Raw genomic sequence first — 25,237 nt, 5'->3', positions numbered from 1 at the left:
ATGCCGTTAACCAGCCCCATCTGTGGCGGAACGAGTTCTGTTATGGACGGCATCATGGACGCTTGGGTTTTGCTTATCTTGACGGCGCTGGGCATTGCGGCGCCGATCGTGTATCCACGCTGGACCTTGCGGCGGGCGCTGGCCCGGCCGCTGCCTGCCGCCGAGCAGGCGACGCTCGAACGCAGCATTCCCTTCTACCGCAAACTGGCGCCGGATCTGCAGCGCCAGTTGCAGCGCATGGTGGTGCAATTCCTGCACCAGAAAAAATTCGTCGCTTGCGCCGGCCTCGAGCTGAGCGATGAGATGCGCATCACCATCGCCGCCCAGGCGTGCCTGCTGTTGCTGAACAAGCCGAGCAAGGTGTACCGTGCACTGCACACCATCCTGGTCTATCCCGGCGCCTTCATCGCCCACCGCGACGAAATGGGAGCGGGCGGCGTGATCACCCCGTCGCGCCGGCAGATGCTGGGCGAGTCGTGGAGCGACGGCCGCATTGTGCTGTCGTGGGATGACGTTGAACGCGGGACGCTGGACTGGCAGGGCGGCAACAACGTCGTGCTGCACGAGTTTGCCCACCAGCTCGACAGCGAATCGGGCAGCAATAATGGTGCGCCTTACCTCGGCAGCCCTGACAACTACCGCAGCTGGTCGGAAGTGCTGTCGCGCGATTACGCCAACCTGCGCCACGAAGCCTGGCTGGGCCGGCCAGACAGCGTGCTGGACCATTACGGCGCCAGCAGCCCGGCCGAATTCTTTGCCGTGGTGACGGAAACCTTCTTCACGCGGCCGTGGCAGTTGGCCGAGCGCCATGCGGCCTTGTACGGCGAGCTGCAAAAATATTACCGGGTCGACCCGCGCGACTGGCTGGCAGCACCGCCGCCGCCAGTGCCGGAACCGGCCTTCCTCTCGATGCCAATGCCTGTGCGGCGGTTCGCCTGGGCCGACTGGTAAGGAGACGACAAAGGCGCCATGGAATTCGAAGACTTCGATTTCATTACCAGCGAAGCGCCGGCCCGCGCCAGCGAACCGGCCGATCCGCTGCAGCGCCTGAAATACCTGGTCGACAACACCCCGGCCATCATCTACAGCACGGTGCCGAGCGGCGACTTCAAGATGACCTTCGTCAGCGCCAACGCGCTGAACGTGCTGGGTTACCGGCCCGCGGACATGGTGACCGACCCCAATTTCTGGTTCGACCATATCCACCCCGACGATGCGCCAAACATCTTTTCCAGCCTGGCGCAGATCTTCACCGAAGGCGAGAAGGCCTACGAATACCGCTTCCGCACGGCCGATGGCCGCTACCTGTGGATGCATGACAAGTTGCGCCTGATCCGCGACGAGCAGGGCGCGCCGCTGGAAGTGATCGGTTCCCTGACCGACATCACCGACCGCAAGCAGATGGAAGAAACCCTGCTGCAAGCGCAGAACATGGCGTCGATCGGCCAACTGGCAGCGGGCGTGGCGCACGAAATCAACAACCCGGTGGGCTTTGTGACCTCCAACATCGGCACCCTGAAAAGCTATGCCGATACCCTGTTCGACCTGGTCGAACACAGCGCCACGGCGGAGCAGCGCCGTCAGGCCGATTTCGACTTCATGAAGGAAGATACCGCCGCCTTGCTGCGCGAATCGATGGATGGCTTGCGCCGCGTGCGCGACATCGTGCAGGCGCTGAAGGATTTTTCGGAGGCCGGCGACAGCCAATGGCAGCAGACCGATGTGCATGAAGGGCTCGAGAGCACGCTCAACGCGCTGGCCAATGAACTGCGCTTCAAGGCCAAGGTGGACAAGCATTTTGGCAAGCTGCCGCCGGTGCGGGGCCTGCCCGGCCAGTTGAACCAGGTGTTCCGCGCCATCCTGCTGAACGCGATCCAGGCGCTGCCGGCCCAGGGCATCATCCGCATCGTCACCGGGGCCGACCGCGAGGCCGTGCATGTGCGCATCCAGGACAATGGCGTCGGCATCCCGCCGGAAAACCTGGGCCGCATCTTCGATCCCTTCTTCACCACCAAGCCGGTCGGCAGCGGCACCGGGCTGGGACTTTACCTGGCTTACGGCATCGTCAGCAAGCACGGCGGCCGCATCAATGTGATTTCCGAGCCTGGTAAAGGCTCGGCATTTACCGTGGTCCTGCCACTGCGCCCCGCTGAACCCAGATAGGCAGGCGGTGCCCGCTTTTTTTCTCGAAGTCCTGCAACTGCTGGATCATGCGCTCGTTGAGCACGTGGTCCGACGCCAGCAGCATCAGGCCATCGCGGCTGACCACGTCGCGCGACAGCACCATCCCCGGCACCAGTTCGCCGGACAGCAATTCGACGTCGCTGCTTTCCGCCGCGCCGCGGATGCCGCCGTCGACCACCTGGCGGAAGGCTTGCACTACCGCCGGGTCGTAGCGCTTGCCGCTGCCGTCCATCACCAATGACTTGGCTTCTTCCGGCTTCAGGTGGCGCTGCACCAGGGCGCCTTGCTGCAGGTTGTAGTAATCGATCGCCAGGGTCAGGATGCGCGAGCCGATCGGAATGGCGAAGCCGGCCAGCCGGTCCGGATAGCCCTGGCCGTCAAAGCGCTCCATCTGGTGGCGCACGATGGCGGCAACGCCGGCCATGTCGGTCAGCGGCATCAGCAGCTGCGCACCCGACACCGGGTGCTTGCGGAACAGCGCCAGGTCGGCGCCTTGCAGCATGGTCATCGGGGTGCGCAGCATATCGTCGGAAAAGCCGATGCGGCCCAGGTCGTGCAGCAGGGCGGCAATGAAGATATCCTGCACCTCGTTCATGTCGAGCTTGAGCTGGGTCGCCATCTTGCGCGCCAGGTCGGCCACCTGGCGCGTCTGGCCGGTCTGGCCGGTGCCGCGCGCTTCGGCAATGCTGGACAGGATCTTGATGGTGGTCAGGAAGTTGGCCTTGAGCTGGCGCGTGCGCTCCTCGACCTTTTGTTCCAGGCCGGCGTTGAGCGACTTCAATTCCTCGTTCTGCTTCACGGTCAGCGCTTCCAGGCGCTGCTTTTCCACCTCGAGCTGGTGGCGTTCCAGCGCGTGGCGCACGATCAGCAGGATGTCGTTGTCGTCCCAGGGCTTGGTGATGTAGCGGTAGATCTCGCCGCAGTTGATCGCGTCCTGGATCGACTGCACGTCGGAGTAGCCGGTCAGCAGTAGGCGCACGGTATTGGGCCAGCGTTCGCGCACCTGGGCCAGGAAGCGGGCGCCATCCATTTCCGGCATGCGCATGTCGGAAATCACCAGGTCGACCGGCTGCTGCTCCAGCAATTCCAGGCCTTGTGCGCCGCTGATGGCCGTCAGCACCTCGTAGCCTTTGCCGCGGAACAGGCGGCGCAGCGAGGAGAGGATGTTCGGCTCGTCGTCGACACACAGGATGGTCATCATAGGGTGGCTTCCTTCTGCTCGTTGGGAGGACGCTTCTTAGGCAGGGTGACACGGAACGTGGTGCCGCGGCCGAGGGCGGATTGGACCTCGATCCGGCCGTGGTGCTTTTGCACGATGCCGTAGGACATGGACAGTCCCAGGCCGGTGCCTTTGCCGACTTCCTTGGTGGTGAAGAACGGGTCGAAGATGCGGCCCAGGTTTTCCGGCGCAATGCCGGCGCCGTTGTCGCCGATGCTGAACCAGACTTGCTCGCCGTCGCAGCCGGTGCGGATTTCGATGCGCCCGCGCATCGAGCCGATGGCGTGGGCGGCGTTGACCAGCAGGTTCATCACCACCTGGTTGATTTGCAGCGGCAGGCATTCGATGTCGGGAATCTCGCCGTATTCGCGCACCACGTCGGCCTTGTACTTGATTTCATTGCTGACGATGTTGAGGGTGGAGTCGATGCCCTGGCGCAGGTCGGCCCAGACCCATTCCTGCTGGCTGTCGACGCGCGAGAAGTCCTTCAGGTCCTGCACGATGTGGCGCACGCGCACGATGCCTTCCTTCGACTCCTGCATCAGGGTCGGGATGTCGGTGCGCAGGAAGCCCAGCTCCACCTGGTCGCGCATGGCGCGCAGGCGGGCTGCCACGGCCGGATCGACGATCGCCGCCTCGGCTTCCTGGTAGGCGTCCAGCATGGAGAACAGGCTGTCCAGGTAGCTTTGCAGGGTGCCGAAATTGGAGAAGATGTAGCCGATCGGATTGTTGATTTCGTGCGCCACGCCGGCCGCCAGTTGGCCGATCGAAGCCAGCTTGTCGGACTGCACCAGTTGCTGCTGGGTGCGGCTGAGGGTTTCATTGAGCTCGGTCAGTTCGATATTGCGGCGCCGCAGCTCCTCTTCGGCACTCTGGCGCTGGCGGATGTCTTCGGCCAGCTGGGCGGTGCGCTGGCGCACGGTCTGTTCGAGGTTGTCGTGCGCGCGGCGCAGGGCGTTTTCCGCCACCCGGCGCTCGGTGACGTCGCGCAGGCTCTGGATGGCGCCCACCAGCTTGCCGTCATGGCCGCGCAGCGGCGCCGCCGTCGATTGCAGCCAGTGCCCGGCCGCGCCGAGATTGGGGAAAAAGTCTTCTTCCTCGTAGGCGCCGTCGATCAGCGAGGAGGGCTTGTACTTGTCGCGGAAATTGCGGTCGGTGGCGGGATCGATATTGTCCACGATCAGGTCGGCCAGCAGGGGGCGCGGCTTGGTGTAGAAGGCTTGCCAGTGCTGGCGCGTGCCCACCATTTCATGCGTGCCCCAGCCCAGCAAGTGTTCGCAAGCCTTGTTCCAGTGGGTGATCACATGGTCGACGTCGATGACAAAGGTCGCAACGGGGTGACCGTCCAGGAGTTCGGACAGTGCGTGCTCGACAGACCTTTCGACGTGGAAGCTACTCATGTCAAAGTGGCATCTGATGTGACGAAGTGATTATACGGCGGGAAATAGAAAAGGTGCGCGTGCGATAGCTAACAGTCATAACCGCGTGGCTTAGGCAGGCTAGGGCTTTTGGAGGAAACACCATGGCCACCATCATTGCAGGACATTTCCAGTTGCAGGAAACCGCGCTCGACGTTTGCGAAGCGTTCAAGGCAGCCGGCTTTGACGCCGGCCGCGTCACGAGCTTTTTCAACAACCCGCCGGGGCAGCACAATGTGATCCCGACCGGCGGCGACCGCGCCGAGTCGCCGGGGGCCAAGCAGACCCCGCAGGCGGTGGCCAAGGGCGAGGTCACCGGCGCGGCCATCGGCGCGGCAGCCGGCGCGGCCACCATCCCGTTGACCGGGCCGCTGGGGCCGGTGCTCGGCGGCCTGGTCGGCGCGCACGTGGGCTCACTGTACAGTTTTTCTGAGATGAAAGAAAAAAATGAATCAGGCCCACCGCCGCGCCACTCCGGCATGATGGTAGCGGTGGCCGTGGACGGCGAGCAGGAGGCGCGCGCGGTCGAGCTGATGCGCCAGCAGGGGGCCGAAAAAGTCGAGCGCTCCCAGGGCATTATCGAGAACGGCGACTGGAAAGATTTCGATCCCTTGTCAGTCCCGCAATATGTTTGAATGGCCTGTTGCGGAATGCAAACGCCCCCTGTGCGAAAAGTAATTTTCGGTATGATAGTTGCTACAATAAAAGCAGCGAACTAGACGTGGATCATGACCACGGCGTGCCGTCCAGTACATCATCTGCCACAAGAGCTATCGCTTTGTTCTGAGGGGGGAGAGGGCCAATGACACAGGCATGGGTAGTACTTTCGCGGCCGGACCGCCGCGATGTTTCGGCGCCGACCGAAGCCCAACTGGTGGCGGCTTTGTCGGATGTGTATGGGGGCAAGATCCGCAGCCCCGACGGCATACCCGGCAGCGCCACCCTCAAGTTCGGTTATGACGATGGCCTGATGTACCAGGTCGAAGTCGGCCAGGATGGTGCAGTGCGCTACGAGGAGTGGTCGGACCGCGATTGCGAGATTGCCCTCGCCACGCCGCGCCATATGAGCTGCAAGCAGGAAGACGCGCTGCAAATCTGGAAGTGGCTGGCGTTGCGCCAGGTGGCCAAGATTCGCAACCAGGCCTGGCTGTCCGGCGATTGATGGCGCGCTCAATGTGACATCAGCAGCGGCAGCGTCATGGCATCGAGCACGCTGCGCGTGACACCGCCCAACAAGGTTTCGCGGAAGCGCGAATGCCCATACGCCCCCATCACCAGTAAATCGCAATCGCGCTCGCCGGCCAGGGCCAGCAATTGTTCGCCCACATTGCCGGGGCGCTTCAGGATGCCCTGGCGCTCGCTTTGCCCCAGGACCAGTTGCGCCATCACGCCATGCCGTTCCAGCCAGGCCAGCAGGTCGGTGCCGGGCGGCTCGCCAAACACGCCGGGACGCGCTTCGGCATCGATCATGGCCACCGTCACGCTGTCGGCGCGCCGCAGCAGCGGCAGCGCGTCCTGCAGCGCACGGCCGGCTTCGCGGCTGGCATTCCAGCCCACCAGGATGTGGCGCGCCGGCGCCGGGCCGCCCGGGCTGGCCACGCCGTCGCTGCTGACGGCAATGGCAGCCGAGGTGCGTGCGGCAAAAGGCATCACCAGCACCGGCTTGCCGCTGCCGGCCAGCACTTCGGCCGGCACGTCGGGACCGCGCCCGTGGGGCGTGAGCTGGCCGACAATCACCAGGTCGGCGTGGCGTGCCATCAGGCTTAGCCCGGCGGCCGGTTCATCGTCAAGGATGCGCTGCTCGAAAGATTGCACGCCCAGCGCGCGCAGGCGCGGTGCAAACTCGGCCAGCGCATGGCTGGCACGCTCACGCAGGATATCGAGGTGGCGCGCCAGGTTGGGATCGTTGTCGTCCACCGTTTCGTTCTGGTACAGGAAGCGCGAAATGCCGGTGGTGGCGACGCCCACCACGTGGGCGCCTTCCTGCAGCGCCAGTTCTGCCGCCAGCAGGACGCGTGCTGCGCTGTGGGGCGCTTCGTCGACATGCACGAGGATGGTTTTGTAGGCCATGGCTTGCTCTCAGCGCAGGGCCGCCGTCGCTTTCTCCAGCCGTGTCTGGCAGGCGATGCACAGCGGCGCTTCCGGCCGCGCATTCAGGCGCGAGAACGGGATCTCGTTGCCGCAGTTGTCGCACAGGCCGTAGCTGCCTTCGTCGAGCTTGGCCAGGGCATGGCGGATACTGCTGAGCTGAGCCTGCTTGTGCTCGTCGGCTTCCAGTTCGAGCTGGTTCAGGGTGCGATTGCTGGCGCTGTCTGCCGGCGAGGTTTCGATTTCCTCGACCGCCGGGACACGCGCCAGCTCGCCGTCCATGCGGCCGGCAAGCTGCTGCAAAAGTGCTAGCTTGCGTTGCTCCAGCGCGGCTTGCATTGATGCAAGCTGATCCGGCGACAGGCCCATGGCGGTCTCCACGAATTCGTTGTTCGGAAGACCATTGTATGCCTGCTGCGTTATTTACGCACTCTCGCGTGCATGCCGTGCGGCGAGCTGCTTTTTCAGGCTTTCCAGCGGCGCTGCCAGGTGTTCCGGCCGTGCCGCCGCGATCGCCGCCGCCACCGCCAGCAGGTCGGCGCTGATGCCGGCCAGCTCCTTGACGCGCTCGATGCGGCGGATGGTTTCGCGCGCCTCGCCGGCCAGGCGCAGCAACTCGGGCAGGGTGACGCCCATCCCTTCCAGCGAATGGCTGGCGGCATCGACATACAGGCTGTTGGCTTGCTGGCGCAGCGCCACTTCGTTCTCGAACAGGGCCTGGGCGGCCCCGTGCGTGAGGGGCGCGGCGCCGCCTTTGCCGTTATTGCCTTCCAGCCGCTGCTGCTGGCGGATGCCGCGCATGATGCGCTGGTGCAGTTCGTCGGCGCTGGCGGACAGGCTGTCGGCCAGCGTTTCCAGGTCGTGCGGCAGGGCGGCGGTCAGGCTCATGGCTGGGCTCCTTTGGCGGTGGCAGTGGCGGAAGGGATGGCGGGCGGCGTGGCGCCGGCCGGGCCGGCAGCCGGCAGCGGGTCGAGGCCGCGGTACAAGGCCGCATGGCGTTCGCGGATGGCGTCGATGTTTTGTGCCGCCAGCGTGTGGCGCAGGCCGAGCAGGCGGTATTCCTTCAGCTTTTCCTGCTGGTGCGAGCGGGCCAGCGCGGCCAGCAGGCGGTCGCGCGGCGCATCGGCATAGGGGATTTCCACTTCGAGCATGCCGAGCACGATGCGTTGCTCGTTGTCGTGGTTCTTGTTGAAGTAGCGCAGCAGGGTATGCATGGCGTCGAGCGTACCCTGCAGCGGTTCATAGCCCTCGCGCAGCATGGCTTGCACCGCCTGGTCCTGCTCGCGCGCGGTGGCGGCGCGCAGCAGCAGGCGCACCAGCCCGGCATAGGCGTTGACGTGGCGGTCGCTCAGTCCGGTGTCGGGCCAGGCTTTGATGCTCGCGGCCATCTGCTTGACCTGGTCGCCGTAGTTGAAGGTGTCGCCGCTGGCCAGGGCGCCGAGTGCGCGCAGGTAGGTGGTGGCGGCGCTGTGCAAGGCGATGAAATCGGGATAGGCGTCATGGCGCTTGCGGTCGATCGCTTCCTCGCGCTGGGCGGCGGCGGGGTTGAGGTAGGGTTGCTCGCGCTGGTAAGTGTCGCGGAAGCGTTGGCTGAGATCGTTGAATCCGGAGAGCTTGGGCGCGTCGTCGGCCAGGGCGCGCACCGCTTGCAGGCGCGGATTGCTGGCGCAGGCGGCCAGTAGCAGGCACAACAGGATGCACAGATAGCGTTTCATGATCGGTCTCCTCGGGCGGCAGAGACCATCTTGCGCCTTGGCGCCGGCGGCGCGTTTGCGCCAGCGCAAAGGTCAGGCTGGAAGGTAAGGCGAGAGCCAGGCCAGGCTGTCTTCGGTGCGCGCGCTCGGCAGGTACTCGCAGCCGATCCAGCCCTGGTAGCCGAGCTGGTCGAGCAGGCCGAACAGGTAAGGGTAGTTGATCTCGCCGGTGCCCGGCTGGTGGCGGCCCGGCGTGTCGGCCAGTTGCATGTGGCGGATATTGGGCAGGCAGGCGCGGATGGTGTTGGCCAGTTCGCCTTCCATACGCTGCATATGGTAGATGTCGTATTGCAGGAACAGGTTGGGGCGTGCGGCGTCGGCCAGGATGCCGAGCGCCTGCCGGCTATGGTTCAGGAAGTAGCCGGGAATGTCGAAATGGTTGATCGGTTCGACCAGCACTTCAATGCCATGCGGCGCGAACTGGTCGGCAGCGAATTGCAGGGCGCGCACATACGCCTCGCGCGCACGTTCCGGCGCCAGGCCGCCGGGCAGGATGCCGGCCATGCAATGCACGCGCGGCGTACCAAGCTCCCTGGCGTATTCCAGGGCGATGCCGACGCTGTCCTGGAATTCCTCGAAGCGGCGCGGATCGCAAGCCATGCCGCGTTCGCCCGCCTGCCAGTCGCCCGGCGGCAGGTTGTGCAGCACCAGTTGCAACTGGTGGCGCTGCAAGCGTTCCTTGATATGGTCTGAATCGAAGGCGTAAGGGAAGAGGAATTCCACGCCCCTGAAGCCTGCCGCATGCGCCAGCCCGAAGCGCTCGATGAACGGCGCTTCGGTGAACAGCATGGAGAGGTTGGCTGCGAACTTTGGCATGCCCGCGATTATAACGGGCCTGGCCTGGCTCAGCGTGGAGGGCGGTTGCGCGGGGCGTTGGATGGGCGGGAGCCGCTTGGGCTGCCGCCTGGGCGGGCGTCGCGGCGAATGCCGGCCGGGGCCGCACCGCGCGGCGCGTTGCCGCTGCCGTTGGCCGCTACGCGTGGCTTGCCCTGGCCGTTCTGGCTGCGGTTGCCGCCGCCATTGCCGTTACCGCCGCCACCCTGGCGTGCCGGGCGGTTCTGGTGGTGGCCAACGCCGCTGCGCAACTGGATCGGCTGTGCCTTGGCATTCGGATCGGGCTCGAAACCGGCGATCACTTCGCGCGGCAGGGTTTGCTTGATCAGGCGTTCGATGTCGCGCAGCATGGTGTGTTCATCGACGCAGACCAGGGACACCGCTTCGCCCTTGGCGCCGGCGCGGCCGGTGCGGCCAATGCGGTGCACATAGTCTTCCGGTACGTTCGGCAGGTCGTAGTTGACCACGTGCGGCAGCTGGTCGATGTCGATGCCGCGCGCGGCGATATCGGTGGCGACCAGGCATTGCAGCGTGCCGTCCTTGAACTCGGCCAAAGCACGGGTACGCGCGGTCTGGCTCTTGTTGCCGTGGATCGCCATGGCTTTCACGCCGTCGCGGCCCAGCTGTTCGACCAGCTTGTTGGCGCCGTGCTTGGTGCGGGTGAATACCAGCACCTGGGTCCAGCCGTGCGTGCGGATCAGGTGCGACAGCATCGGGTGCTTCTTGTCGCGGTCGACCGGGTGGATCTTCTGCGAAATGATTTCCACCGTCGAATTGCGGCGCGCCACTTCGATGGTCTTCGGATTATCCAGCAGGCCGTCGGCCAGGGCCTTGATCTCGTCGGAGAAGGTGGCCGAAAACAGCAGGTTCTGGCGCTTCGGCGGCAGGGCAGCCAGCACCTTGCGGATGTCGCGGATGAAGCCCATGTCCAGCATGCGGTCGGCTTCGTCCAGGATCAGGATTTCGATCTTGTCGAGGTTGACGGTGCCCTGGCCCATGTGGTCCAGCAAGCGGCCGGGGGTGGCAACCAGGATGTCGACGCCGTGCTTGAGCAGCTTGATCTGCGGGTTGATGCTGACGCCGCCAAAGATCACGGCTGAATTCAGCTTGGTGTATTTACCGTAGGTCTTGACGCTTTCTTCCACCTGCGCCGCCAGTTCGCGGGTCGGGGTCAGGATCAGGGCGCGGATCGGGCGCGGCGAGGTGTTGTTCGCCAGCTTGCTGCCAATGGCGTCGGTGGACAGGCGATGCAGCACAGGCAGCGTGAAGCCGGCGGTCTTGCCGGTGCCGGTCTGGGCGCCGGCCAGCAGGTCGCCGCCATTCAATACGGCAGGAATGGCCTGGCTTTGAATCGGAGTGGGGGCTGTATAGCCGGTTTCGGCTACCGCGCGCACGATGGCATCTGACAAGCCGAGGTCGGAGAAAGACATAGTGTGGTTATTATAGAAATTATGTGGAAATTATTGCCATACGGAAACGTCGGCCCTGTGCGGAGTATAACAGTAAGTCAGATTCGTTGACGCACAGCAATAGCAAATGAGGCCCCGCAGGGCCTCATTGTGTGGCGGATTTGGGCTTGTTTTTATGCAAATTCCGCCAGCAGGCCAACCATCTGGCCGAACACTTTCGGCGAGGCCGCGATGATGTGGCCGGTATTCATATAGTTGGATTCGCCGTTGAATTCGCCAGCGATGCCGCCGGCTTCGGTCACCAGCAGGGCGCCGGCCGCGATGTCCCAAGGTTTCAGGTTCTTTTCGTAGTAGCCGTCCAGGCGGCCGCAGGCGACGTAGGCCAGGTCCAGGGCGGCGGAGCCGGCGCGGCGGATGCCGTGCGAACGCTCAGCCATGATGGTGAACATCTTGGCGAATTCGGCGATGGCGGCCGGGCTGCCCGGCTTGTAGCCGGAGGCCAGCAGGGCGCCGCTGATGCGGTCGAGCTTGTTGACGCGGATGCGCTTTTCGTTGAGGTAGGCGCCGGCGCCTTTGCTGGCGGTGAACAGGTCGTTGTGCACCGGGTCGTAGACCACGGCCTGGGTCACCACGCCTTTTTGCTGCAGGGCGATGGAGATGCAGTACTGTGGGAAGCCATGCATGAAGTTGGTGGTGCCGTCCAGTGGATCGATGATCCACACGTATTCGCTCTCGTCATTGACGGTGCCGGTGATGCCGGATTCTTCGGCGAAGATGGCATGGTCCGGGTAGGCTTTCAGCAGCACTTCGATGATGGCCTGTTCGGCGGCCTGGTCAACATCAGTGACGAAGTCATTGTGTTGTTTTTCAGTTACGTTCACGCGATCCAGGTCGAAGGATGCGCGGTTGATCACAGCGGCGCCACGGCGCGCGGCCTTGATGGCCGTATTCAGCATTGGGTGCATACTAGCTTCCGTAAAATAGACATTGCCGCCCACGGAAACGCTTCGCGCATCCGGCAGCGGAAATGATGACAAGATTGAAAAAGAGCGGCGCGTTGTGCGGGCAGAGTAAAATGCGGCCCAACGCAGAATCCCGCTATTGTAAATGAAGCAGACCGAAACCGCATCCTCCGCCTTCCGCCGCCTCCGTGTCGTTTTGGTGGAAACCAGCCGCCCGGGCAATATCGGGTCGGTGGCGCGCGCCATGAAAACCATGGGTTTCAGCGACCTGGTGCTGGTCAATCCGCGCTTCGAAGGGGCGTGCGGGCATGAAGAGGCGGTGGCTTTCGCCTCCGGGGCGCAGGACATCCTGTCCGCGGCGCGGGTGGTGGGCAGCATGGCCGAAGCGCTGGCAGGCATCAACTTCACGGCTGCCGTATCGGCCCGGCTGCGCGAGTTTTCGCCGCCGGTGGTGACGCCGCGCGAATTTGCCGGGCAACTGGCGGCCGGCGCCGAGCTGCGCGCGGCCCTGATCTTCGGCAACGAGCGCTTCGGCCTGCCGAATGAAATTGTCGAGCCTTGCAATGTGCTGGTGAATATTCCGGCCAATCCCGATTATTCGTCCCTGAACCTGGCGCAGGCGGCCCAGGTGCTGCTCTATGAGTGCCGCATGGCGGCGCTGGATGGGCAGCGCGCGGCCAGCCCGGTCGGTTTCCACGGCGAGGCGGCCAGCGCGGCGCAGATCGAGGGCATGTACCAGCACCTGGAGCAGGCGCTGGTCGAGGTCGGCTTTCTCGATGCAAACAATCCGCGCAAGCTGATGCCGCGCCTGAAGCGCATGTTCGCCCGCGCCGGGCTGGAAACGGAAGAGGTCAACATCCTGCGCGGGATTGCGCGCCAGATGCAGGCGCGCAGCGGCAAGGATTAGAGTCCTTTCTCTAGCCGGGGCGCGGCGGCGTCCTTAGAATCCCCCTATAACTATTAAGAGGGGACTTGATGCAACGCAGATCATTCTTGAAGGCCGGGCTGCTGGGCGGCCTGGCACTTGTCGCAGGCGGGGCCGTGTACCGGCAACTGCGCCCTGCGGTGGCGCAGCGTTTTGCGCTCGACGACCAGGGCCGCAGCATACTGGCCGTGCTGATTCCCGCCATGGCCGGCTGTGCACCCGATGCGCCTGCGCTGGCGGCAGCGATCGACCGCGTTGGCGCGGCCATCAACGGCTTGCCGCTGCGGGTGCAAAAGGAAATCAGCGACCTGTTTGGCCTGCTTTCCATGGCGCCCACGCGCCGCCTGCTGGCCGGCGTGCCCGCCTGGCCGGAAGCGACGCCGGCCGAAGTGGCGGCTTTCCTGCAAAGCTGGCGCACCCACCGCACTGAAATGCTGCAAACGGCTTACCACGGCCTGCACGACCTGGTGATCGGCGGCTGGTATGCCGAGCCTTCCACCTGGGCGGACATCGGCTATCCCGGCCCGATGAAGGAGCTGAGCGCATGAGCAGTCCAATTCCTGATCCGATCCAGGCCGGCATCGCCGCCGGCTGGCAAGTCATCGACGCCTCTTCCCTGCAGCAGGACCGCAGCTTCGATGCCGACGTGGTCATCGTCGGCACCGGTGCCGGCGGCGGCGTGACGGCGGAAATCCTGGCGCAGGCCGGCCTGAAGGTGCTGATGGTGGAAGAGGGGGCGCTGAAATCCTCAAAGGATTTCAAGATGCGCGAGGCTGACGCCTACCCATCCCTGTACCAGGAATCCGCCGCCCGCAAGACCGCCGACAAGGCAATCAACATCCTACAAGGCCGCACGGTGGGCGGCACCACGGTCGTCAACTGGACCTCCAGCTTCCGCACGCCGGCCGACACGCTGGGCTGGTGGCAGTCGAAATACGGCCTGCGCGACTATGGCGTGGAAGACATGGCGCCCTGGTTCCAGAAGATGGAAGAGCGCCTGCACATCAATGATTGGCCGACGCCGCCGAACGCCAACAACGACTTGCTGCGCAGCGGGGCCGAAAAGCTCGGCATCAAGACTGCCCTGATCCGCCGCAACGTGAATGGCTGCTGGAACCTGGGTTACTGCGGCATGGGCTGCCCGACCAATGCCAAGCAGTCGATGCTGGTGACGACCATTCCGGCTGCGCTGGAAAAAGGCGCGCTGCTGCTGACGCATGCCCGCGCCGAACGCTTCACGCTGGCCGGAGGCCAGGCCAGTGCGCTGGAGTGCGTGGCGCTGACCGCCGACGGCATGCAGCCGAGCGGCCGCCGCCTGACGCTCAAGGCGCGCCACTTCGTGGTGTCCGGCGGTGCGATCAACTCGCCGGCGCTGCTGCTGCGTTCCGGCGCGCCCGATCCGCAGCAACTGCTCGGCCAGCGCACTTTCCTGCATCCGGTGGTGGTCTCGATGGGGCTTTATCCGCAGGCGGTGGAAGCCTTCAACGGCGCGCCGCAAACCGTGTATTCCGACCATTTCATGCACACCCAGGCGGTGGATGGCCCGATGGGCTACAAGCTGGAAGTCGCCCCACTGCATCCGGTGCTGGGCGCCACCACCCTGTCGGCCTTCGGTGCCGCGCACGCCAACCTGATGAAGCGCTTCGCCCATGTGCAGGGCATGCTGGCGCTGCTGCGCGATGGCTTCCATCCGGAATCCGCAGGCGGCCGCGTTACGCTGCGCAGCGACGGCTCGCCGCAACTGGACTATCCGCTGACGCCGTACTTCTGGGACGGCGCCCGCCGCGCCTTGCTGACGATGGCCGAAATCCAGTTCGCCGCCGGCGCCGATGCCGTGAGCCCGGTGCATGAACTGGTCACGCAGCCGTACAAGAACTGGGACGAGGCGCGCCAGGCCATCGCCGCGCTGCCGATGCAAAAGCTGCTGACGCGGGTAGTGTCGGCCCACGTCATGGGCGGCTGCGCGATGACGGGCGATGCCGCCACCGGCGTGGTTGCGCCAGACGGCTTGTATCGCGGCATCGGCAACCTGTCGGTGCATGACGGTTCCCTGTTCCCGACTTCCCTCGGCGCCAACCCGCAGTTGTCGATTTACGGCGTGACGGCCCGGCTGGCAAGCGGCCTGGCCGAGCGCCTGGCGAGAAAGGCCTGACCAATGGTAAAACGCATGCTGATGATGATCATGGCCACGCAAGTGGCCGTCGCGATCGTCATCGCGTGGGCGCTTTCGCGCCTGGTTCCGGCCGACGTGGCGCTGCTGCTGGCGGTGATCGTTGTACTGTTGGTACGCTTGGCCATCACCGCCAACAATTTCCGCATGACGCTGCGGCCAGTGCCGGAACAGGCGCAACTGGGGCTGCTGCAACGCGTGCAACTGTTCTTTCACGAGTATGCGTCCACCATGGCGGTGACCTCCTGGCATATGCTGCGCCACCAGCCGCGCATGCATATTGCAAGGACGCCGCGCGGCCTGCCGGTGCTGCTGGTGCACGGTTACGGCGCGAACGGCGGCTTCTGGGTGCACCTGGCGGCGCAGCTGGAGGAGCGTGGCTACAGCCATGCCACCGTGGACCTGGAACCGGTGTTCGGCGATATCGAGGATTTTGCCGTGCAGTTGGAGCAAGGCGTACAAGGGCTGCTGGCTGCCAGCCGCAGCGAGAAGGTGGTCATCGTGGCGCACAGCATGGGCGGGCTGGTGGCACGGGCCTGGCTGCGCCGCTTTGGCGCTGCCCATGTGGCGCGCATCATCACGCTGGCCACGCCGCACCATGGCACCGACCTGGCACATATGGGGCCGGGTCGCAACGCCGGCCAGATGCGGCGCGATGCGGAATGGCTGGCGCAGCTCAATGCCGCCGACCGCGGCCAGCGCGGCCTGTTCACGTCCATCTACTCCTGGCACGACAACATCATTGCACCGCAGGATTCCTGCCATCTTCCGGGGGCGCGCAATATCGCCTTGCATGGCATTGGCCATGTCGGCATGGGCCGCCATCCCGCTATCTCGAGCCACATTCTTGCGGAGATTATGGGGATCACTTAGACTGTCTTGAGGCCAAGCAAGAAACGCTGCAATTTTGATCCGAGTGGGTTTCAATCAGAAAGCGGGACGATGGCGACAGACTACGGCAAGATCGAGGACACCCTGGAGGCCGAAGAGCGCTTCGGCAGCCTGCTTGAATCCATGCCGGATGCGATCGTGGTAGCCGATGAAGATGGCCGCATCGTGTTGGCCAACAGCCGGGCGGAAGACCTGTTCGATTACCTGCCGGGCGAATTGCGCGGCATGGCGCTGGAGGCCTTGCTGCCTAAAGGGCCGGAAGCCTGCGCGATGCGCAAGGGCGGAGACCGGTTCCCGGCCGATGTGCGCAGCAGCCAGCTGCGTGAGGGCGGCCGCAGATTGCAAGTCCATTCCGTGCGCGATATCAGCGAACTGGCCAAGGCCAGCCAGGCCAAGGAGCGCTTCCTGGGCAGCATGTCGCATGAATTGCGCACGCCGCTGAATGCCATCATCGGCTTCACCGGCACCTTGCTGATGCAGCTTCCGGGACCGCTGAATGCGGACCAGGACAAGCAACTGCGCACCGTGCAAGCCAGTGCACGCCACCTGCTATCCCTGATCAACGATTTGCTGGACTTTGCCAAGATTGGTTCGGGCAAGGTGGAGCTGCATCCGGAGCCGCTGAACTGCCGCGCCGTTGTTGAAGAACTGGTGCTGGCGCTCCGGTCGCAGGCAAAGCAGAAAGGCCTGGTGCTGCACTTCCGCGCGCCGGCCCAGGCGCTGATGCTGCGCACCGACCGCCGCGCCTTGCAGCAGATGCTGGGCAACCTGTTGAATAACGCGATCAAATTTACCGAACGGGGCGAAGTCAGTATCGCGCTGGAACGCAGCGTCGCCGAGGGCAGGCCGGTGGTGCAGGTCAGCGTCAGCGATACCGGGACCGGGGTCACCGACGACATCATGCAGCAACTGGGCATTCGCCTGAGCCAGAAGCTCGCGGCATTGTTGAACGGATCGATACGGCATTTCGACAAACCGGGCAATGGCAGCATATTTGTGCTCACATTGCCGCTGGAATAGCGGATACTAGAGGCGATACATTGACAGGAGTAGCAATGTCAGCACGCATCCTGATTATCGAAGACAACCCAACGAATATGGAGCTGATGGTGTACCTGCTCCGCGCCTTCGGCTATCAGCCACTCCTGGCCCACAACGGCGAGGAAGGCGTGGAAGTGGCGCGCCGCGAAGTGCCCGACCTGATCATCTGCGATGTGCACCTGCCTAAGCTCGACGGCTACGGCGTGGTGGCGCAACTGAAGCAAGACCCGCAACTGAAAGACATTCCGGCGCTGGCCGTGACCGCGCTGGCCATGGTTGGCGACCGCGAAAAGCTGCTGGCGGCCGGCTTTGACGGCTATATCGGCAAGCCGATCGAGCCCGACACCTTCGTCACGCAAATCGAGTCTTTTTTACCGGGGGAGATGTCGCCCCGGGATGAGAACGACATCGCGACGATCCTGATCGTCGACGACCACGTGCTGAACCGCGAGTTCCTGATGACGCTTCTCGGTTACAGCGGCCACCGCTTGCTGGAAGCCTCCAGCGGCATGGAAGGCTTGAAGGTGATGGAGGCGGAACGGCCGGACCTGGTCATTTCCGACATCCTGATGCCGAACATGGATGGCTACGAATTCGTCAACCGCATCCGCAGCAAGCCGGAGCTGGCGGACGTGCCGATCATTTTCTACACCGCGACTTACCGCGAACGCGAGGCGATGGCCGTGGCCGAAGCTTGCGGCGTGCGCTGGGTGCTGCCCAAGCCGTCCGATCCGGACGTGATCCTGAAAACGGTGCACCAGGCGCTGGGCATGGCGGAACAGGGCGAGGCGCTGCCGGCGTTCGCACCGGAGCCACCCAACCAGGGACGCTTGTTCGATATCGAGCATAAGGTTGCCGAATACATTGATGAACTGGAGTCCAGCAGCCAGCTCATTACGCGCATCGCCAATAATGGCGACTCGCATGAAGAGCCCGAGCACCTGAACCAGATGACGGAGCGGCTGTCGCGTTCGCTCTCCAGCCTGCAGGCAGTCAGCCTGCGCCTGACGGCGCTGATCGAGCTGGGAATCGAACTGGGCGCCGAACGCGATGCGCAGGGCCTGATCGAAATCGGCGTGCGCGTGGCGCAGAATATCTGCGTGTCGCGCTTCGCCTGCATCGGCGTACTGGAACAGGATGCGCAGGAAACCAGCTATTTCGCCACCTGCGGCACAGCCGAGCAGGCCAAGGTGGTGGCGGCCCAAGCGCGCGCCGGCATCCTCGACAGCCTGCTGCAGCAACGCCAGCCAGTGCGCATGAGCCGCCTGGGCGGCGATCCGCGCGAGATCGGCCTGCCGGCCGCGCATCCGCAGGTGCATTCCTTCCTTGGCGTGCCGATCGCTTCACGCGAACGGGTGCATGGCTGGCTGTACCTGGTAGACAAGCTGGGCGCCGATGAATTCAATGAAGTGGATGAGCGGGTGGCAGTGACGGTGGCAGCGCAGATCTCGGTCGCCTACGAAAACCTGCTGCTGTACGAGGAAATCAGTCGCCACCACGCCCAGCTGCAACTGGACATGAACGCGCGCATCCGGCTCGACGAAGACCTTCGCCGCTTCCGGCTGGCGATGGATGCGACGGCCGACGCCATCTTCCTGGTGGACCGGGCCAATTCCTGCTTCATCGACGTCAACGTCACGGCGTGCCGCATGCTGGGCTTCGCGCGTGAAGAATTCCTGAAAGTGGGGCCGGAGCGCGAGCTCGACCCCGGCCTGCAGCCCTTGCAGGACCTGTACGACAAGCTGCTGGCGGGCGACCAGAGCGGGGCGATGGCCGAGCTGGTGCTGGAATGCAAAGACGGGGCGCCCCTGTCGGTGGAGGTGCAGCGCCGCACGCTGCGCTCGGGCCAGAACTGGATCCTGGTGGCCGTGGCGCGCGATATCACGGAGCGCAAGGAGGCCGAGCGCCGCCTGCTCAAGCTGGCCCACTTCGATACCCTGACCGGCCTGCCGAACCGCAGCCAGTTCTACGATTCGCTGATGCTGTCGCTGAAGCAGGCGGCCGAGCATAACTGGGCGCTGGCGGTGCTGTTCCTTGACATGGACCGCTTCAAGAACATCAACGATACCTTGGGCCATACCATCGGCGACGAACTGCTGCGGCAGTTCTCCAGCCGCCTGGTGGAATGCCTGCGCGTGCGCGACACCATCGGGCGTTTCGGCGGCGACGAATTCGCCGCGATCCTGATGCTGCCGGAAGGCGCGCAGAATGCCATTGCAGTGGTCGACAAGATACGGGAATCGATGCGCCAGCCCTTCGATCTGAAGGGACATGAGGTGACGGTGACGGCAAGTATCGGTATTTCCGTGTTCCCCGAGGATGGCAGCGACCCCGATACCCTGATCCAATATGCCGACACGGCGATGTACCGCGCCAAGGAGGCCGGCCGCGACGCATTCCGCTTCTTCACCGCGGAGATGAACGCACAATCGCTGGCGCGGCTCGACATGGAAAATGCCTTGCGCCGGGCGATCGACAACAGCGAATTCCGGCTGTTCTACCAGCCCAAGGTGCATATCGCTTCCGGGCGCATCAGCGGCGCCGAGGTATTGCTGCGCTGGGAGCGGCCCGGCCACGGCATGGTGTCGCCGGCGCTGTTCATCCCATTGCTGGAGGAGACTGGCCTGATCGTGCGGGTGGGAAGCTGGGTGATCCACGAATCCTGCCGCAAGATCGCGGAGTGGGCCAAGGGCGATGTCGGACCGGTGCACTTGTCGGTCAACGTGTCCGGCATCCAGTTCTTTGTCGGCGGGCTGGAAGAGGAGGTGATGCGGGCCATCAAGGAGAACGATATCTCGCCGGAGCTGCTGGAGCTGGAACTGACCGAAAGCTCGCTGATGTCCAACGCCGAAGAAACCATCACCGTGCTGCAGAACCTGAAGGCGCTGGGAGTAAAGATTTCGATCGACGATTTCGGCACCGGTTACTCCTCGCTGGCTTACCTGAAGCGCTTCCCGATCGATAAGCTGAAAATCGACATTGCCTTCGTGCGCGAAGTGACCAGCAACCCGGACGATGCGGCGATTGTGCTGGCCATTATCAATATGGCGCACAGCCTGAAGTTGAAGGTGATTGCGGAGGGGGTGGAAAAGGACGCGCAACTTTCCTACCTGCGGCGCCACGATTGCGACGAGATGCAGGGTTATTATTTCAGCCGGCCCTTGCCGGAGATCGACTTCGTGCAGATGCTGCGCGAAGGCCGTCACCTGCAAACGCCGTCCGACGAAAATATCGTCGACCAGCAAACCTTGCTGATTGTCGATGATGATGCCTTCATGCTCGATGTGCTGAGCGACTTCCTGGCGCAGGACGGCTACCGGATCCTGACGGCGCAGACAGCGGCTGAAGGCTTTGACGTGCTGGCACGGCACCGCGTGCAGGTGATTCTGTGCGACCAGTGCATGCCGATGATGACCGGCACCGAATTCATGGAACGGGTGAAGAACCTGGCGCCGGACACCTTCCGGATCATGCTGTCGGCCTATGCCGACCTGACGCCGATCATGGCGGCCATCAACCACGGCGCAATCGACCGCTTCTACACCAAGCCGTGGAAGGGGGCTGTGCTGCGCGAGAATATCCGCGAAGGCTTCCGGCTGCACTCCCAGATCAGGGCGCCGCAATACCTGAATTGACCTGCCTTTAGAATCCAGGTTCTAGAGTGCCCGCCGTACAATGGCTCCAGAATAATTACAGGAGCCACCGCCATGGGTAAAAAGACGAAATCGTTTGAGGAAAGCGAAGAACGGCTGACCAAGGCAGTACGCGAATCGGCGCAGGAAATCTGGAAGGCGGGGCTGGGGGCTTTCACCGACCTTCAAAAACGTGCCCGTGCCGGTGAAGGCGACCGCGCCGGCCATGTTCAGGAAACGGTCAACTCGCTGGAAAAGGTGTTCGAGGAGCGGGTTACCCGGGCACTGGACTCGATTGGCGTGCCGATGCGGCAGGATATCAACGCCCTGATCGACCGGATGGACGAATTGAGCCGCCAGGTCGAAGAATTGAAGGCTTTGGTGAAAAAGCCAGTCAAAAAGGCGACAACGAAAAAAGCGTAACTTCTGGAAAACTTCTAATAGTGATATCCTTGCAGGGGAAACAATAGAGCCCCCCTGTTATGCTACAAAAAGCGCCAAGACGAACCCGCGAACGCATCCTGGAACTCTCGCTGCGCTTGTTTAACGAGTTCGGCGAGCCCAATATCACGACCACTGTCATTGCCGAGGAGATGAATATCTCCCCGGGGAACCTCTATTACCATTTCAGGAACAAGGACGACATCGTCAATTCCATCTTCGTCCAGTTCAAGGCCGAAGCAGAGCGCATGCTGCAGGTGCCAAGCGGCCGCCGCTCGAACGTGGAGGATGTGTGGCTGTACCTGCACCTGATGTTTGAGCTGATCTGGCGCTACCGCTTCTTCTACCGCGACCTGAACGACCTGCTGTCGCGCAACCGCAAGCTGGAACTGGAGTTCAAGGAACTGCTGGCCCACAAGATCAAGGTGGCGCGCAACCTGTGCCTGGACCTGCGCAGCGAAGGTTCGCTGGAGGCCAGCGACATGGCAATCGATGCCATGTCTGTAAACATGGTGGTGGTGGCGACTTATTGGCTGTCCTACGAATACGTGCGCAACCCGCGCAAATACTCGGAGCAGCAATCGATGGCCGATGCGCTGGCGCGCGGCTGCTACCAGGTGCTGTCCCAGATCGGGCCTTACCTGCGCGGCGAAACCCATCTGCTGTTCCAGAAACTGTCCGAAGAATACCTGAAGAAGCTCAAATGAAATCGATTTGCGTGTATTGCGGCGCCAATGCCGGCGCTTCCCCTCGTTACGCCGAACAGGCGCGCGCGCTGGCAGAAGCGCTGGTGGAGCAGAACCTGTCGCTGGTGTATGGCGGCGGCAATGTGGGCTTGATGGGCGTGATCGCTGACGAAGTACTGCGCCTTGGCGGCGAGGTGACCGGCGTGATCCCGACTGCGCTGGTGGAGCGCGAAGTGGGGCACACGGGCCTGACGCGCCAGTTCATCGTCAAGGACATGCACGAGCGCAAAGCCATGATGGCGCAGTTGTCGGATGGCTTTATCGCCATGCCGGGCGGCATGGGCACGCTGGAAGAACTGTTCGAGATGCTGACCTGGTCGCAGCTTGGCATCCACAGCAAGCCGGTTGGCCTGTTGAACGTGGATGGCTTTTACGACAAGCTGGTTGGCTTCATCGAACATGCCCGCGACGAGGGCTTCATCAAGCCGCAGCATGCGGCCCTGGTGCGCGTGAATGCGTCGCCAGCGGCGCTGGTCCATAGCCTCAAATGCTGAACAAGGACGAAGCCGAGCGGTTGGCGGCGCAAGTCCTGGCGACTGAGCGCGGCAGGCGGCCGCCACGCCGGCAGCGCATCGTATGGTGCATGTGGCTGTGGCGCGTCCTTTCCCCCGACTTGCGCCGGCTGCCCTCAGAAGCGGGGCGCGACCTGGCTTATGACGCGGTGGCTGAAGCCAATGGCCACTGGACGTTCAAGGTGCTGTCCGCGCTGATGCCGCTGGTGGTGATCATCGTCTTGGACAGGATGCGGCTGCCGCTGGGAGTGGGACTGTCTGCCTGTCTGGCAGTTCCGGCGTTGCACACCTGGCTGGCGTGGCGCGGCATCGAGCACCGCCTACCAGAGTCGCTCGCCGCTCGCGTCGAGGTGGGTGAGGTATAGGCGGGTGTCGAACTCGTACTGGTGGTAGTTCGGCTCCATATAGGTGCACAGCTTATAGAACGCCTTGTCGTGTTGTTTTTCTTTTACGTGGGCCAGCTCGTGCACCGCAATCATCCGCAGGAATTCCAGCGGTACCTCCCTGAACATCGTCGCGACGCGGATTTCGTGCTTTGCTTTCAGCTTTCCGCCCTGGACGCGTGACACGGAGGTGTGCAGGCCGAGCGCGTGGTTGATCACGTGGATCTTGCTGTCGAATGCCACTTTGTCGATCGGCGCCGCATTGCGCAGGAACTCGTTGCGCAACTCCTGGACGTAGTCGTACAGTGCACGGTCATTGCGGATGTCGTGGGCTTTTGGATAACGTTGCAGCAGCACTTCGCCAAGGCGGCCCTGGTCCATCACCTGGCGGACCTGGGAAAGTGTCTGTTCTGAGTATGCGCTGAGGTATTTCATGGCGGGCCGAATGGTATCATGCCCGCATGCGCACCCACGTCAATTCGGTGGGACTGCTGGTGGTCAGCGACCCCGTATTGAACTTCAGCTATCCCGCCCACATCCCACGAGAATGCATCGATGCCTTGCCGTCGCTGCCGGGCATTTACATCTTCCGCGATGCTGCCGGCAAGCCGGTGTATATCGGCAAGAGCGTGAATATCCGCACTCGGGTGCTATCGCATATGCGCACCGCGGAGGAAATGCAAATGCTGGCGCGCGCCGCCACCATCGACTTCGAGCGCACTGGCGGCGAGATTGGCGCCTTGCTGCGCGAATCGGAGCTGGTGAAACGGCACCAGCCGGTGTTCAATTCCAAGCTGCGCCGGTTGCGCGAGATGTGTTCGATCAGCATGGCGGGCGAGGTTCCCGAAATCGTGTTCGCGCGTGAGCTGGATTTTGCGCTGGCCGAGCAGCTTTATGGGCTGTTTGGCAGCAAGAAGGCCGCCATCGAAACGCTGCGCGACGTGGTCCATGCGCGTGGCTTGTGCTCGGTCGCGGCGGGGTTGGAGAAGGGCGTGCCGGGAAGGCCGTGCTTTGCGCGGCAAGTGGCACGCTGCAAAGGCGCTTGCACTGGCGAGGAGTCGGCGGCGAACCATGCGGTGCGCGTGCGGCTGGCATTGGAACCGCTACGCGTGACGCGCTGGCCGTTCGCCGGTGCGGTGGCAATCGTCGAAGAATCGGCCGGCCTGCACCAGCGCGCGATCGTCGACCGCTGGTGCTACCTGGGCGTCGACAAGCCGCGGGCAGCCGCTGCGAGCTTCGATATCGATGTGTACAATATTCTGGTGCGCCCGCTGCAGTCGGGCAGCTTACGCATCGAGGAGCTTTGAATGGCGTTGAAGTTCAATGTATTCGGCACGCGCATCCATATCGAGCGCCAGGGCAGCCAGTGGGCTGCTTTCTATCCCGGTTCGGACGGCAAGCGCCGCCCGGCCGATTTCGTCATCCCGCATGACGTGGAGGAGGCCGACCTGGCGCTCTATCTCGGCGATCTTTTCCACGAAGAGGCGCGGCCGGCTTATCCAGAAGTGGTCAGGGTAGCCTGATCGAGCCGTCAATGCAGGTGATCGCGTTGCCGCCGACGCGGATTACGTCATCGCTGATCGATAGCCTTATTTTCCCTGACCGGCCAACGCGAACGCCTTGCGATGCCAGGAACTCTCGGCCAGAGAGGTCGGCCTGGCCAGTGTGGCGCAAGTAAGCGGCGAGGCTGCCGTTGCCACTGCCGCAGACCGGGTCTTCGCTGACGCCATGCGCCGGCGCGAAGGCTCGCACTTCTATCTGTGCCTCGGTGCGCGCTGCATGCGGGCCGAAAATCACGACGCCGGTATGACGGCCTTTGATGTCCTGCACTTTCATTCGTGCCAGGTCCGGCACGCAATCCAGTACGGCCGTTGCGCTTGGTAATTGGGCGATCACCCAGCGTGCACCGACGTCGACCAGGTGAGGTGCGATGCCTTGTGCCAGCGGTGTCTTGAGAATGGCATGCAGTTCATCGGCCTGCGCGGCATCGAGGGCCGTGCAGCTCGGCTTGGGAAGGTCGAAGGAAATCCACCGCGCGCCGTCCGTCGCCGTTTCCACTGTCAGACGAACCAGCCCGGCAGGGCATTGCTGGAGCAGGGCGCCATCGCGCGCAGCAATCGTGCCGGCTTCCAGCAATGCGTGTGCGGTGCCGATGGTGGGATGCCCGGCGAAGGGCATTTCGCCGCCGGGCGTGAAAATGCGCACGTTGTAGTCTGCGCCCAGGGCCGTGGCAGGTAGCACGAAGGCGGTCTCGGACAGGTTGGTCCAGCTGGCGATTTGCTGCATCTGCGCCGTGGATAGCCCGGTCCCGTCCAGCACGACGGCGACTGGATTGCCCTTGAACGGTGTACTGGTGAACACGTCAACAGTTTTGATGGGAACGGTTTTCATGCATCCAGTGTACGTGCCGCTTGCCGCGCGCTAAAGCGACACTTGGGTAATCCCGGGCCAATACTGTATCGGCCCGGCGCCCGCTACACCTCCGCGTCGCGGGCGGATTCGAAGCGGCTGCGGGTCAGGTCTTCATTGCGTTCGCCGAAGGCATAGTTGGCTTCCAGCCACATCACATTGATGATGGCGGCAAAGACGGCGACGCAGATGCCCAGGATCCAGGTGAAGTACCACATG

At 63.6% G+C, this 25,237-nt stretch carries 28 protein-coding genes; 16 read left to right on the top strand and 12 right to left on the bottom strand.

Annotated features, from left to right (window positions below):
- The first annotated feature begins 54 nt into the window (after nt 1-54).
- A complete protein-coding gene (locus ASD58_RS22000; RefSeq protein WP_057263527.1) occupies nt 55-951 on the top strand; it encodes a zinc-dependent peptidase in 897 nt (298 codons plus the stop codon).
- 18 nt (nt 952-969) lie between these two features.
- Nucleotides 970-2,163, top strand: a complete 1,194-nt coding sequence (locus tag ASD58_RS21995) for an ATP-binding protein (RefSeq protein WP_057263354.1) — start codon at nt 970-972, stop codon at nt 2,161-2,163.
- Here the strand turns inward: ASD58_RS21995 and ASD58_RS21990 are convergent.
- Both ASD58_RS21990 and ASD58_RS21985 read right to left on the bottom strand, forming a co-directional pair.
- The gene (locus ASD58_RS21990; RefSeq protein ID WP_057263353.1) at nt 2,123-3,385 is read right to left on the bottom strand and encodes an HD domain-containing phosphohydrolase; all 1,263 of its coding nucleotides are present in this window, start codon (nt 3,383-3,385) and stop codon (nt 2,123-2,125) included. The genes ASD58_RS21995 and ASD58_RS21990 overlap by 41 nt on opposite strands.
- Nucleotides 3,382-4,803, bottom strand: a complete 1,422-nt coding sequence (locus ASD58_RS21985; protein WP_057263352.1) for an ATP-binding protein — start codon at nt 4,801-4,803, stop codon at nt 3,382-3,384. Before ASD58_RS21985 ends, ASD58_RS21990 begins: the two co-directional genes overlap by 4 nt.
- A 122-nt stretch (nt 4,804-4,925) precedes the next feature.
- Between ASD58_RS21985 and ASD58_RS21980 the strand changes: the two genes are divergently transcribed.
- Nucleotides 4,926-5,456, top strand: a complete 531-nt coding sequence (locus ASD58_RS21980) for a glycine zipper domain-containing protein (protein WP_057263351.1) — start codon at nt 4,926-4,928, stop codon at nt 5,454-5,456.
- Between the two features lie 167 nt (nt 5,457-5,623).
- The gene (locus ASD58_RS21975) at nt 5,624-5,983 is read left to right on the top strand and encodes a hypothetical protein (RefSeq protein WP_057263350.1); all 360 of its coding nucleotides are present in this window, start codon (nt 5,624-5,626) and stop codon (nt 5,981-5,983) included.
- 8 nt (nt 5,984-5,991) lie between these two features.
- On the opposite strand, the gene ASD58_RS21970 is transcribed toward ASD58_RS21975, so the two are convergent.
- The 7 genes from ASD58_RS21970 to ASD58_RS21940 form a co-directional block, all read right to left on the bottom strand.
- Nucleotides 5,992-6,891: a universal stress protein gene (locus tag ASD58_RS21970; RefSeq protein WP_057263349.1), complete on the bottom strand. Its 900-nt coding sequence runs from the start codon at nt 6,889-6,891 to the stop codon at nt 5,992-5,994.
- Nucleotides 6,892-6,900: 9 nt separating this feature from the next.
- Complete coding sequence (locus tag ASD58_RS21965) at nt 6,901-7,278, bottom strand: TraR/DksA family transcriptional regulator (RefSeq protein ID WP_057263348.1); 378 nt, start codon at nt 7,276-7,278, stop codon at nt 6,901-6,903.
- Between the two features lie 54 nt (nt 7,279-7,332).
- The gene (locus tag ASD58_RS21960; RefSeq protein ID WP_057263347.1) at nt 7,333-7,797 is read right to left on the bottom strand and encodes a hypothetical protein; all 465 of its coding nucleotides are present in this window, start codon (nt 7,795-7,797) and stop codon (nt 7,333-7,335) included.
- Nucleotides 7,794-8,624: a hypothetical protein gene (locus tag ASD58_RS21955; protein ID WP_200951650.1), complete on the bottom strand. Its 831-nt coding sequence runs from the start codon at nt 8,622-8,624 to the stop codon at nt 7,794-7,796. The genes ASD58_RS21960 and ASD58_RS21955 overlap by 4 nt, the downstream gene beginning before the upstream one ends.
- A 72-nt stretch (nt 8,625-8,696) precedes the next feature.
- Nucleotides 8,697-9,479, bottom strand: a complete 783-nt coding sequence (gene otnI / locus ASD58_RS21950) for a 2-oxo-tetronate isomerase (protein WP_057263346.1) — start codon at nt 9,477-9,479, stop codon at nt 8,697-8,699.
- Nucleotides 9,480-9,508: 29 nt separating this feature from the next.
- Nucleotides 9,509-10,927: a DEAD/DEAH box helicase gene (locus ASD58_RS21945; protein ID WP_082565601.1), complete on the bottom strand. Its 1,419-nt coding sequence runs from the start codon at nt 10,925-10,927 to the stop codon at nt 9,509-9,511.
- A 152-nt stretch (nt 10,928-11,079) separates the two neighbouring features.
- Complete coding sequence (locus tag ASD58_RS21940; RefSeq protein WP_057263345.1) at nt 11,080-11,862, bottom strand: inositol monophosphatase family protein; 783 nt, start codon at nt 11,860-11,862, stop codon at nt 11,080-11,082.
- A gap of 151 nt (nt 11,863-12,013) precedes the next feature.
- Between ASD58_RS21940 and ASD58_RS21935 the strand changes: the two genes are divergently transcribed.
- From ASD58_RS21935 to ASD58_RS21890, 10 genes are all read left to right on the top strand, one after another.
- The gene (locus ASD58_RS21935) at nt 12,014-12,775 is read left to right on the top strand and encodes an RNA methyltransferase (protein WP_057263344.1); all 762 of its coding nucleotides are present in this window, start codon (nt 12,014-12,016) and stop codon (nt 12,773-12,775) included.
- 68 nt (nt 12,776-12,843) lie between these two features.
- Nucleotides 12,844-13,341 (top strand): hypothetical protein, encoded by a 498-nt coding sequence (locus tag ASD58_RS21930; RefSeq protein ID WP_057263343.1) that lies wholly within the window; start codon nt 12,844-12,846, stop codon nt 13,339-13,341.
- On the top strand, nt 13,338-14,945 hold the full coding sequence (locus ASD58_RS21925) for a GMC family oxidoreductase (RefSeq protein ID WP_057263342.1): 1,608 nt from the start codon (nt 13,338-13,340) through the stop codon (nt 14,943-14,945). Before ASD58_RS21930 ends, ASD58_RS21925 begins: the two co-directional genes overlap by 4 nt.
- Nucleotides 14,946-14,948: 3 nt before the next feature.
- Nucleotides 14,949-15,836: a triacylglycerol lipase gene (locus ASD58_RS21920; RefSeq protein WP_057263341.1), complete on the top strand. Its 888-nt coding sequence runs from the start codon at nt 14,949-14,951 to the stop codon at nt 15,834-15,836.
- Between the two features lie 69 nt (nt 15,837-15,905).
- Nucleotides 15,906-16,874: a PAS domain-containing sensor histidine kinase gene (locus tag ASD58_RS21915; RefSeq protein ID WP_057263340.1), complete on the top strand. Its 969-nt coding sequence runs from the start codon at nt 15,906-15,908 to the stop codon at nt 16,872-16,874.
- Nucleotides 16,875-16,909: 35 nt separating this feature from the next.
- Complete coding sequence (locus ASD58_RS21910; protein ID WP_057263339.1) at nt 16,910-20,530, top strand: EAL domain-containing protein; 3,621 nt, start codon at nt 16,910-16,912, stop codon at nt 20,528-20,530.
- A 72-nt stretch (nt 20,531-20,602) separates the two neighbouring features.
- Nucleotides 20,603-20,950 (top strand): phasin family protein, encoded by a 348-nt coding sequence (locus ASD58_RS21905; protein WP_057263338.1) that lies wholly within the window; start codon nt 20,603-20,605, stop codon nt 20,948-20,950.
- Between the two features lie 59 nt (nt 20,951-21,009).
- Nucleotides 21,010-21,675 carry a TetR/AcrR family transcriptional regulator gene (locus ASD58_RS21900; protein WP_057263337.1) on the top strand — a complete coding sequence of 222 codons (666 nt, stop codon included), beginning with the start codon at nt 21,010-21,012 and terminating at the stop codon, nt 21,673-21,675.
- Nucleotides 21,672-22,208 carry a TIGR00730 family Rossman fold protein gene (locus tag ASD58_RS21895; RefSeq protein ID WP_057263336.1) on the top strand — a complete coding sequence of 179 codons (537 nt, stop codon included), beginning with the start codon at nt 21,672-21,674 and terminating at the stop codon, nt 22,206-22,208. The genes ASD58_RS21900 and ASD58_RS21895 overlap by 4 nt, the downstream gene beginning before the upstream one ends.
- On the top strand, nt 22,202-22,591 hold the full coding sequence (locus ASD58_RS21890; RefSeq protein ID WP_057263335.1) for a hypothetical protein: 390 nt from the start codon (nt 22,202-22,204) through the stop codon (nt 22,589-22,591). Before ASD58_RS21895 ends, ASD58_RS21890 begins: the two co-directional genes overlap by 7 nt.
- Here ASD58_RS21890 and ASD58_RS21885 read toward each other — a convergent pair.
- The gene (locus ASD58_RS21885; RefSeq protein WP_057263334.1) at nt 22,547-23,044 is read right to left on the bottom strand and encodes a YgjP-like metallopeptidase domain-containing protein; all 498 of its coding nucleotides are present in this window, start codon (nt 23,042-23,044) and stop codon (nt 22,547-22,549) included. The genes ASD58_RS21890 and ASD58_RS21885 overlap by 45 nt on opposite strands.
- Before the next feature lie 26 nt (nt 23,045-23,070).
- On the opposite strand from ASD58_RS21885, the gene ASD58_RS21880 reads away from it, so the two are divergent.
- Both ASD58_RS21880 and ASD58_RS21875 read left to right on the top strand, forming a co-directional pair.
- Entirely contained in the window at nt 23,071-23,916 is an 846-nt protein-coding gene (locus tag ASD58_RS21880; RefSeq protein WP_057263333.1) for a nucleotide excision repair endonuclease, read from the top strand.
- The gene (locus tag ASD58_RS21875) at nt 23,917-24,132 is read left to right on the top strand and encodes a hypothetical protein (RefSeq protein ID WP_057263332.1); all 216 of its coding nucleotides are present in this window, start codon (nt 23,917-23,919) and stop codon (nt 24,130-24,132) included.
- On the opposite strand, the gene ASD58_RS21870 is transcribed toward ASD58_RS21875, so the two are convergent.
- Both ASD58_RS21870 and cydX read right to left on the bottom strand, forming a co-directional pair.
- On the bottom strand, nt 24,119-25,000 hold the full coding sequence (locus ASD58_RS21870; protein ID WP_057263331.1) for a PhzF family phenazine biosynthesis protein: 882 nt from the start codon (nt 24,998-25,000) through the stop codon (nt 24,119-24,121). The two genes, ASD58_RS21875 and ASD58_RS21870, sit on opposite strands and share 14 nt — an antisense overlap.
- 83 nt (nt 25,001-25,083) lie before the next feature.
- Nucleotides 25,084-25,236: a cytochrome bd-I oxidase subunit CydX gene (gene cydX, locus ASD58_RS21865; RefSeq protein WP_057263330.1), complete on the bottom strand. Its 153-nt coding sequence runs from the start codon at nt 25,234-25,236 to the stop codon at nt 25,084-25,086.
- Between the last annotated feature and the right edge of the window lies 1 nt (nt 25,237).

Origin of the sequence: Duganella sp. Root1480D1 (assembly GCF_001427305.1) — a bacterium.
GTDB lineage: Bacteria > Pseudomonadota > Gammaproteobacteria > Burkholderiales > Burkholderiaceae_D > Rugamonas.
This window is presented reverse-complemented; position numbering and strand designations above follow the sequence as displayed.

Coding starts and splice junctions, on each gene's coding strand:
- ASD58_RS21905 (WP_057263338.1), top strand. CDS start 20,603: ATGGGTAAAAAGACGAAATCGTTTGAGGAAAGCGAAGAACGGCTGACC.
- ASD58_RS21955 (WP_200951650.1), bottom strand. CDS start 8,624: ATGAAACGCTATCTGTGCATCCTGTTGTGCCTGCTACTGGCCGCCTGC.
- ASD58_RS22000 (WP_057263527.1), top strand. CDS start 55: ATGGACGCTTGGGTTTTGCTTATCTTGACGGCGCTGGGCATTGCGGCG.
- ASD58_RS21880 (WP_057263333.1), top strand. CDS start 23,071: ATGCGCACCCACGTCAATTCGGTGGGACTGCTGGTGGTCAGCGACCCC.
- ASD58_RS21875 (WP_057263332.1), top strand. CDS start 23,917: ATGGCGTTGAAGTTCAATGTATTCGGCACGCGCATCCATATCGAGCGC.
- ASD58_RS21945 (WP_082565601.1), bottom strand. CDS start 10,927: ATGTCTTTCTCCGACCTCGGCTTGTCAGATGCCATCGTGCGCGCGGTA.
- ASD58_RS21960 (WP_057263347.1), bottom strand. CDS start 7,797: ATGAGCCTGACCGCCGCCCTGCCGCACGACCTGGAAACGCTGGCCGAC.
- ASD58_RS21980 (WP_057263351.1), top strand. CDS start 4,926: ATGGCCACCATCATTGCAGGACATTTCCAGTTGCAGGAAACCGCGCTC.
- ASD58_RS21915 (WP_057263340.1), top strand. CDS start 15,906: ATGGCGACAGACTACGGCAAGATCGAGGACACCCTGGAGGCCGAAGAG.
- ASD58_RS21930 (WP_057263343.1), top strand. CDS start 12,844: ATGCAACGCAGATCATTCTTGAAGGCCGGGCTGCTGGGCGGCCTGGCA.
- ASD58_RS21940 (WP_057263345.1), bottom strand. CDS start 11,862: ATGCTGAATACGGCCATCAAGGCCGCGCGCCGTGGCGCCGCTGTGATC.
- ASD58_RS21910 (WP_057263339.1), top strand. CDS start 16,910: ATGTCAGCACGCATCCTGATTATCGAAGACAACCCAACGAATATGGAG.
- ASD58_RS21990 (WP_057263353.1), bottom strand. CDS start 3,385: ATGATGACCATCCTGTGTGTCGACGACGAGCCGAACATCCTCTCCTCG.
- ASD58_RS21895 (WP_057263336.1), top strand. CDS start 21,672: ATGAAATCGATTTGCGTGTATTGCGGCGCCAATGCCGGCGCTTCCCCT.
- ASD58_RS21975 (WP_057263350.1), top strand. CDS start 5,624: ATGACACAGGCATGGGTAGTACTTTCGCGGCCGGACCGCCGCGATGTT.
- ASD58_RS21920 (WP_057263341.1), top strand. CDS start 14,949: ATGGTAAAACGCATGCTGATGATGATCATGGCCACGCAAGTGGCCGTC.
- ASD58_RS21965 (WP_057263348.1), bottom strand. CDS start 7,278: ATGGGCCTGTCGCCGGATCAGCTTGCATCAATGCAAGCCGCGCTGGAG.
- ASD58_RS21890 (WP_057263335.1), top strand. CDS start 22,202: ATGCTGAACAAGGACGAAGCCGAGCGGTTGGCGGCGCAAGTCCTGGCG.
- otnI (WP_057263346.1), bottom strand. CDS start 9,479: ATGCCAAAGTTCGCAGCCAACCTCTCCATGCTGTTCACCGAAGCGCCG.
- ASD58_RS21870 (WP_057263331.1), bottom strand. CDS start 25,000: ATGAAAACCGTTCCCATCAAAACTGTTGACGTGTTCACCAGTACACCG.
- ASD58_RS21985 (WP_057263352.1), bottom strand. CDS start 4,803: ATGAGTAGCTTCCACGTCGAAAGGTCTGTCGAGCACGCACTGTCCGAA.
- cydX (WP_057263330.1), bottom strand. CDS start 25,236: ATGTGGTACTTCACCTGGATCCTGGGCATCTGCGTCGCCGTCTTTGCC.
- ASD58_RS21970 (WP_057263349.1), bottom strand. CDS start 6,891: ATGGCCTACAAAACCATCCTCGTGCATGTCGACGAAGCGCCCCACAGC.
- ASD58_RS21925 (WP_057263342.1), top strand. CDS start 13,338: ATGAGCAGTCCAATTCCTGATCCGATCCAGGCCGGCATCGCCGCCGGC.
- ASD58_RS21885 (WP_057263334.1), bottom strand. CDS start 23,044: ATGAAATACCTCAGCGCATACTCAGAACAGACACTTTCCCAGGTCCGC.
- ASD58_RS21900 (WP_057263337.1), top strand. CDS start 21,010: ATGCTACAAAAAGCGCCAAGACGAACCCGCGAACGCATCCTGGAACTC.
- ASD58_RS21995 (WP_057263354.1), top strand. CDS start 970: ATGGAATTCGAAGACTTCGATTTCATTACCAGCGAAGCGCCGGCCCGC.
- ASD58_RS21935 (WP_057263344.1), top strand. CDS start 12,014: ATGAAGCAGACCGAAACCGCATCCTCCGCCTTCCGCCGCCTCCGTGTC.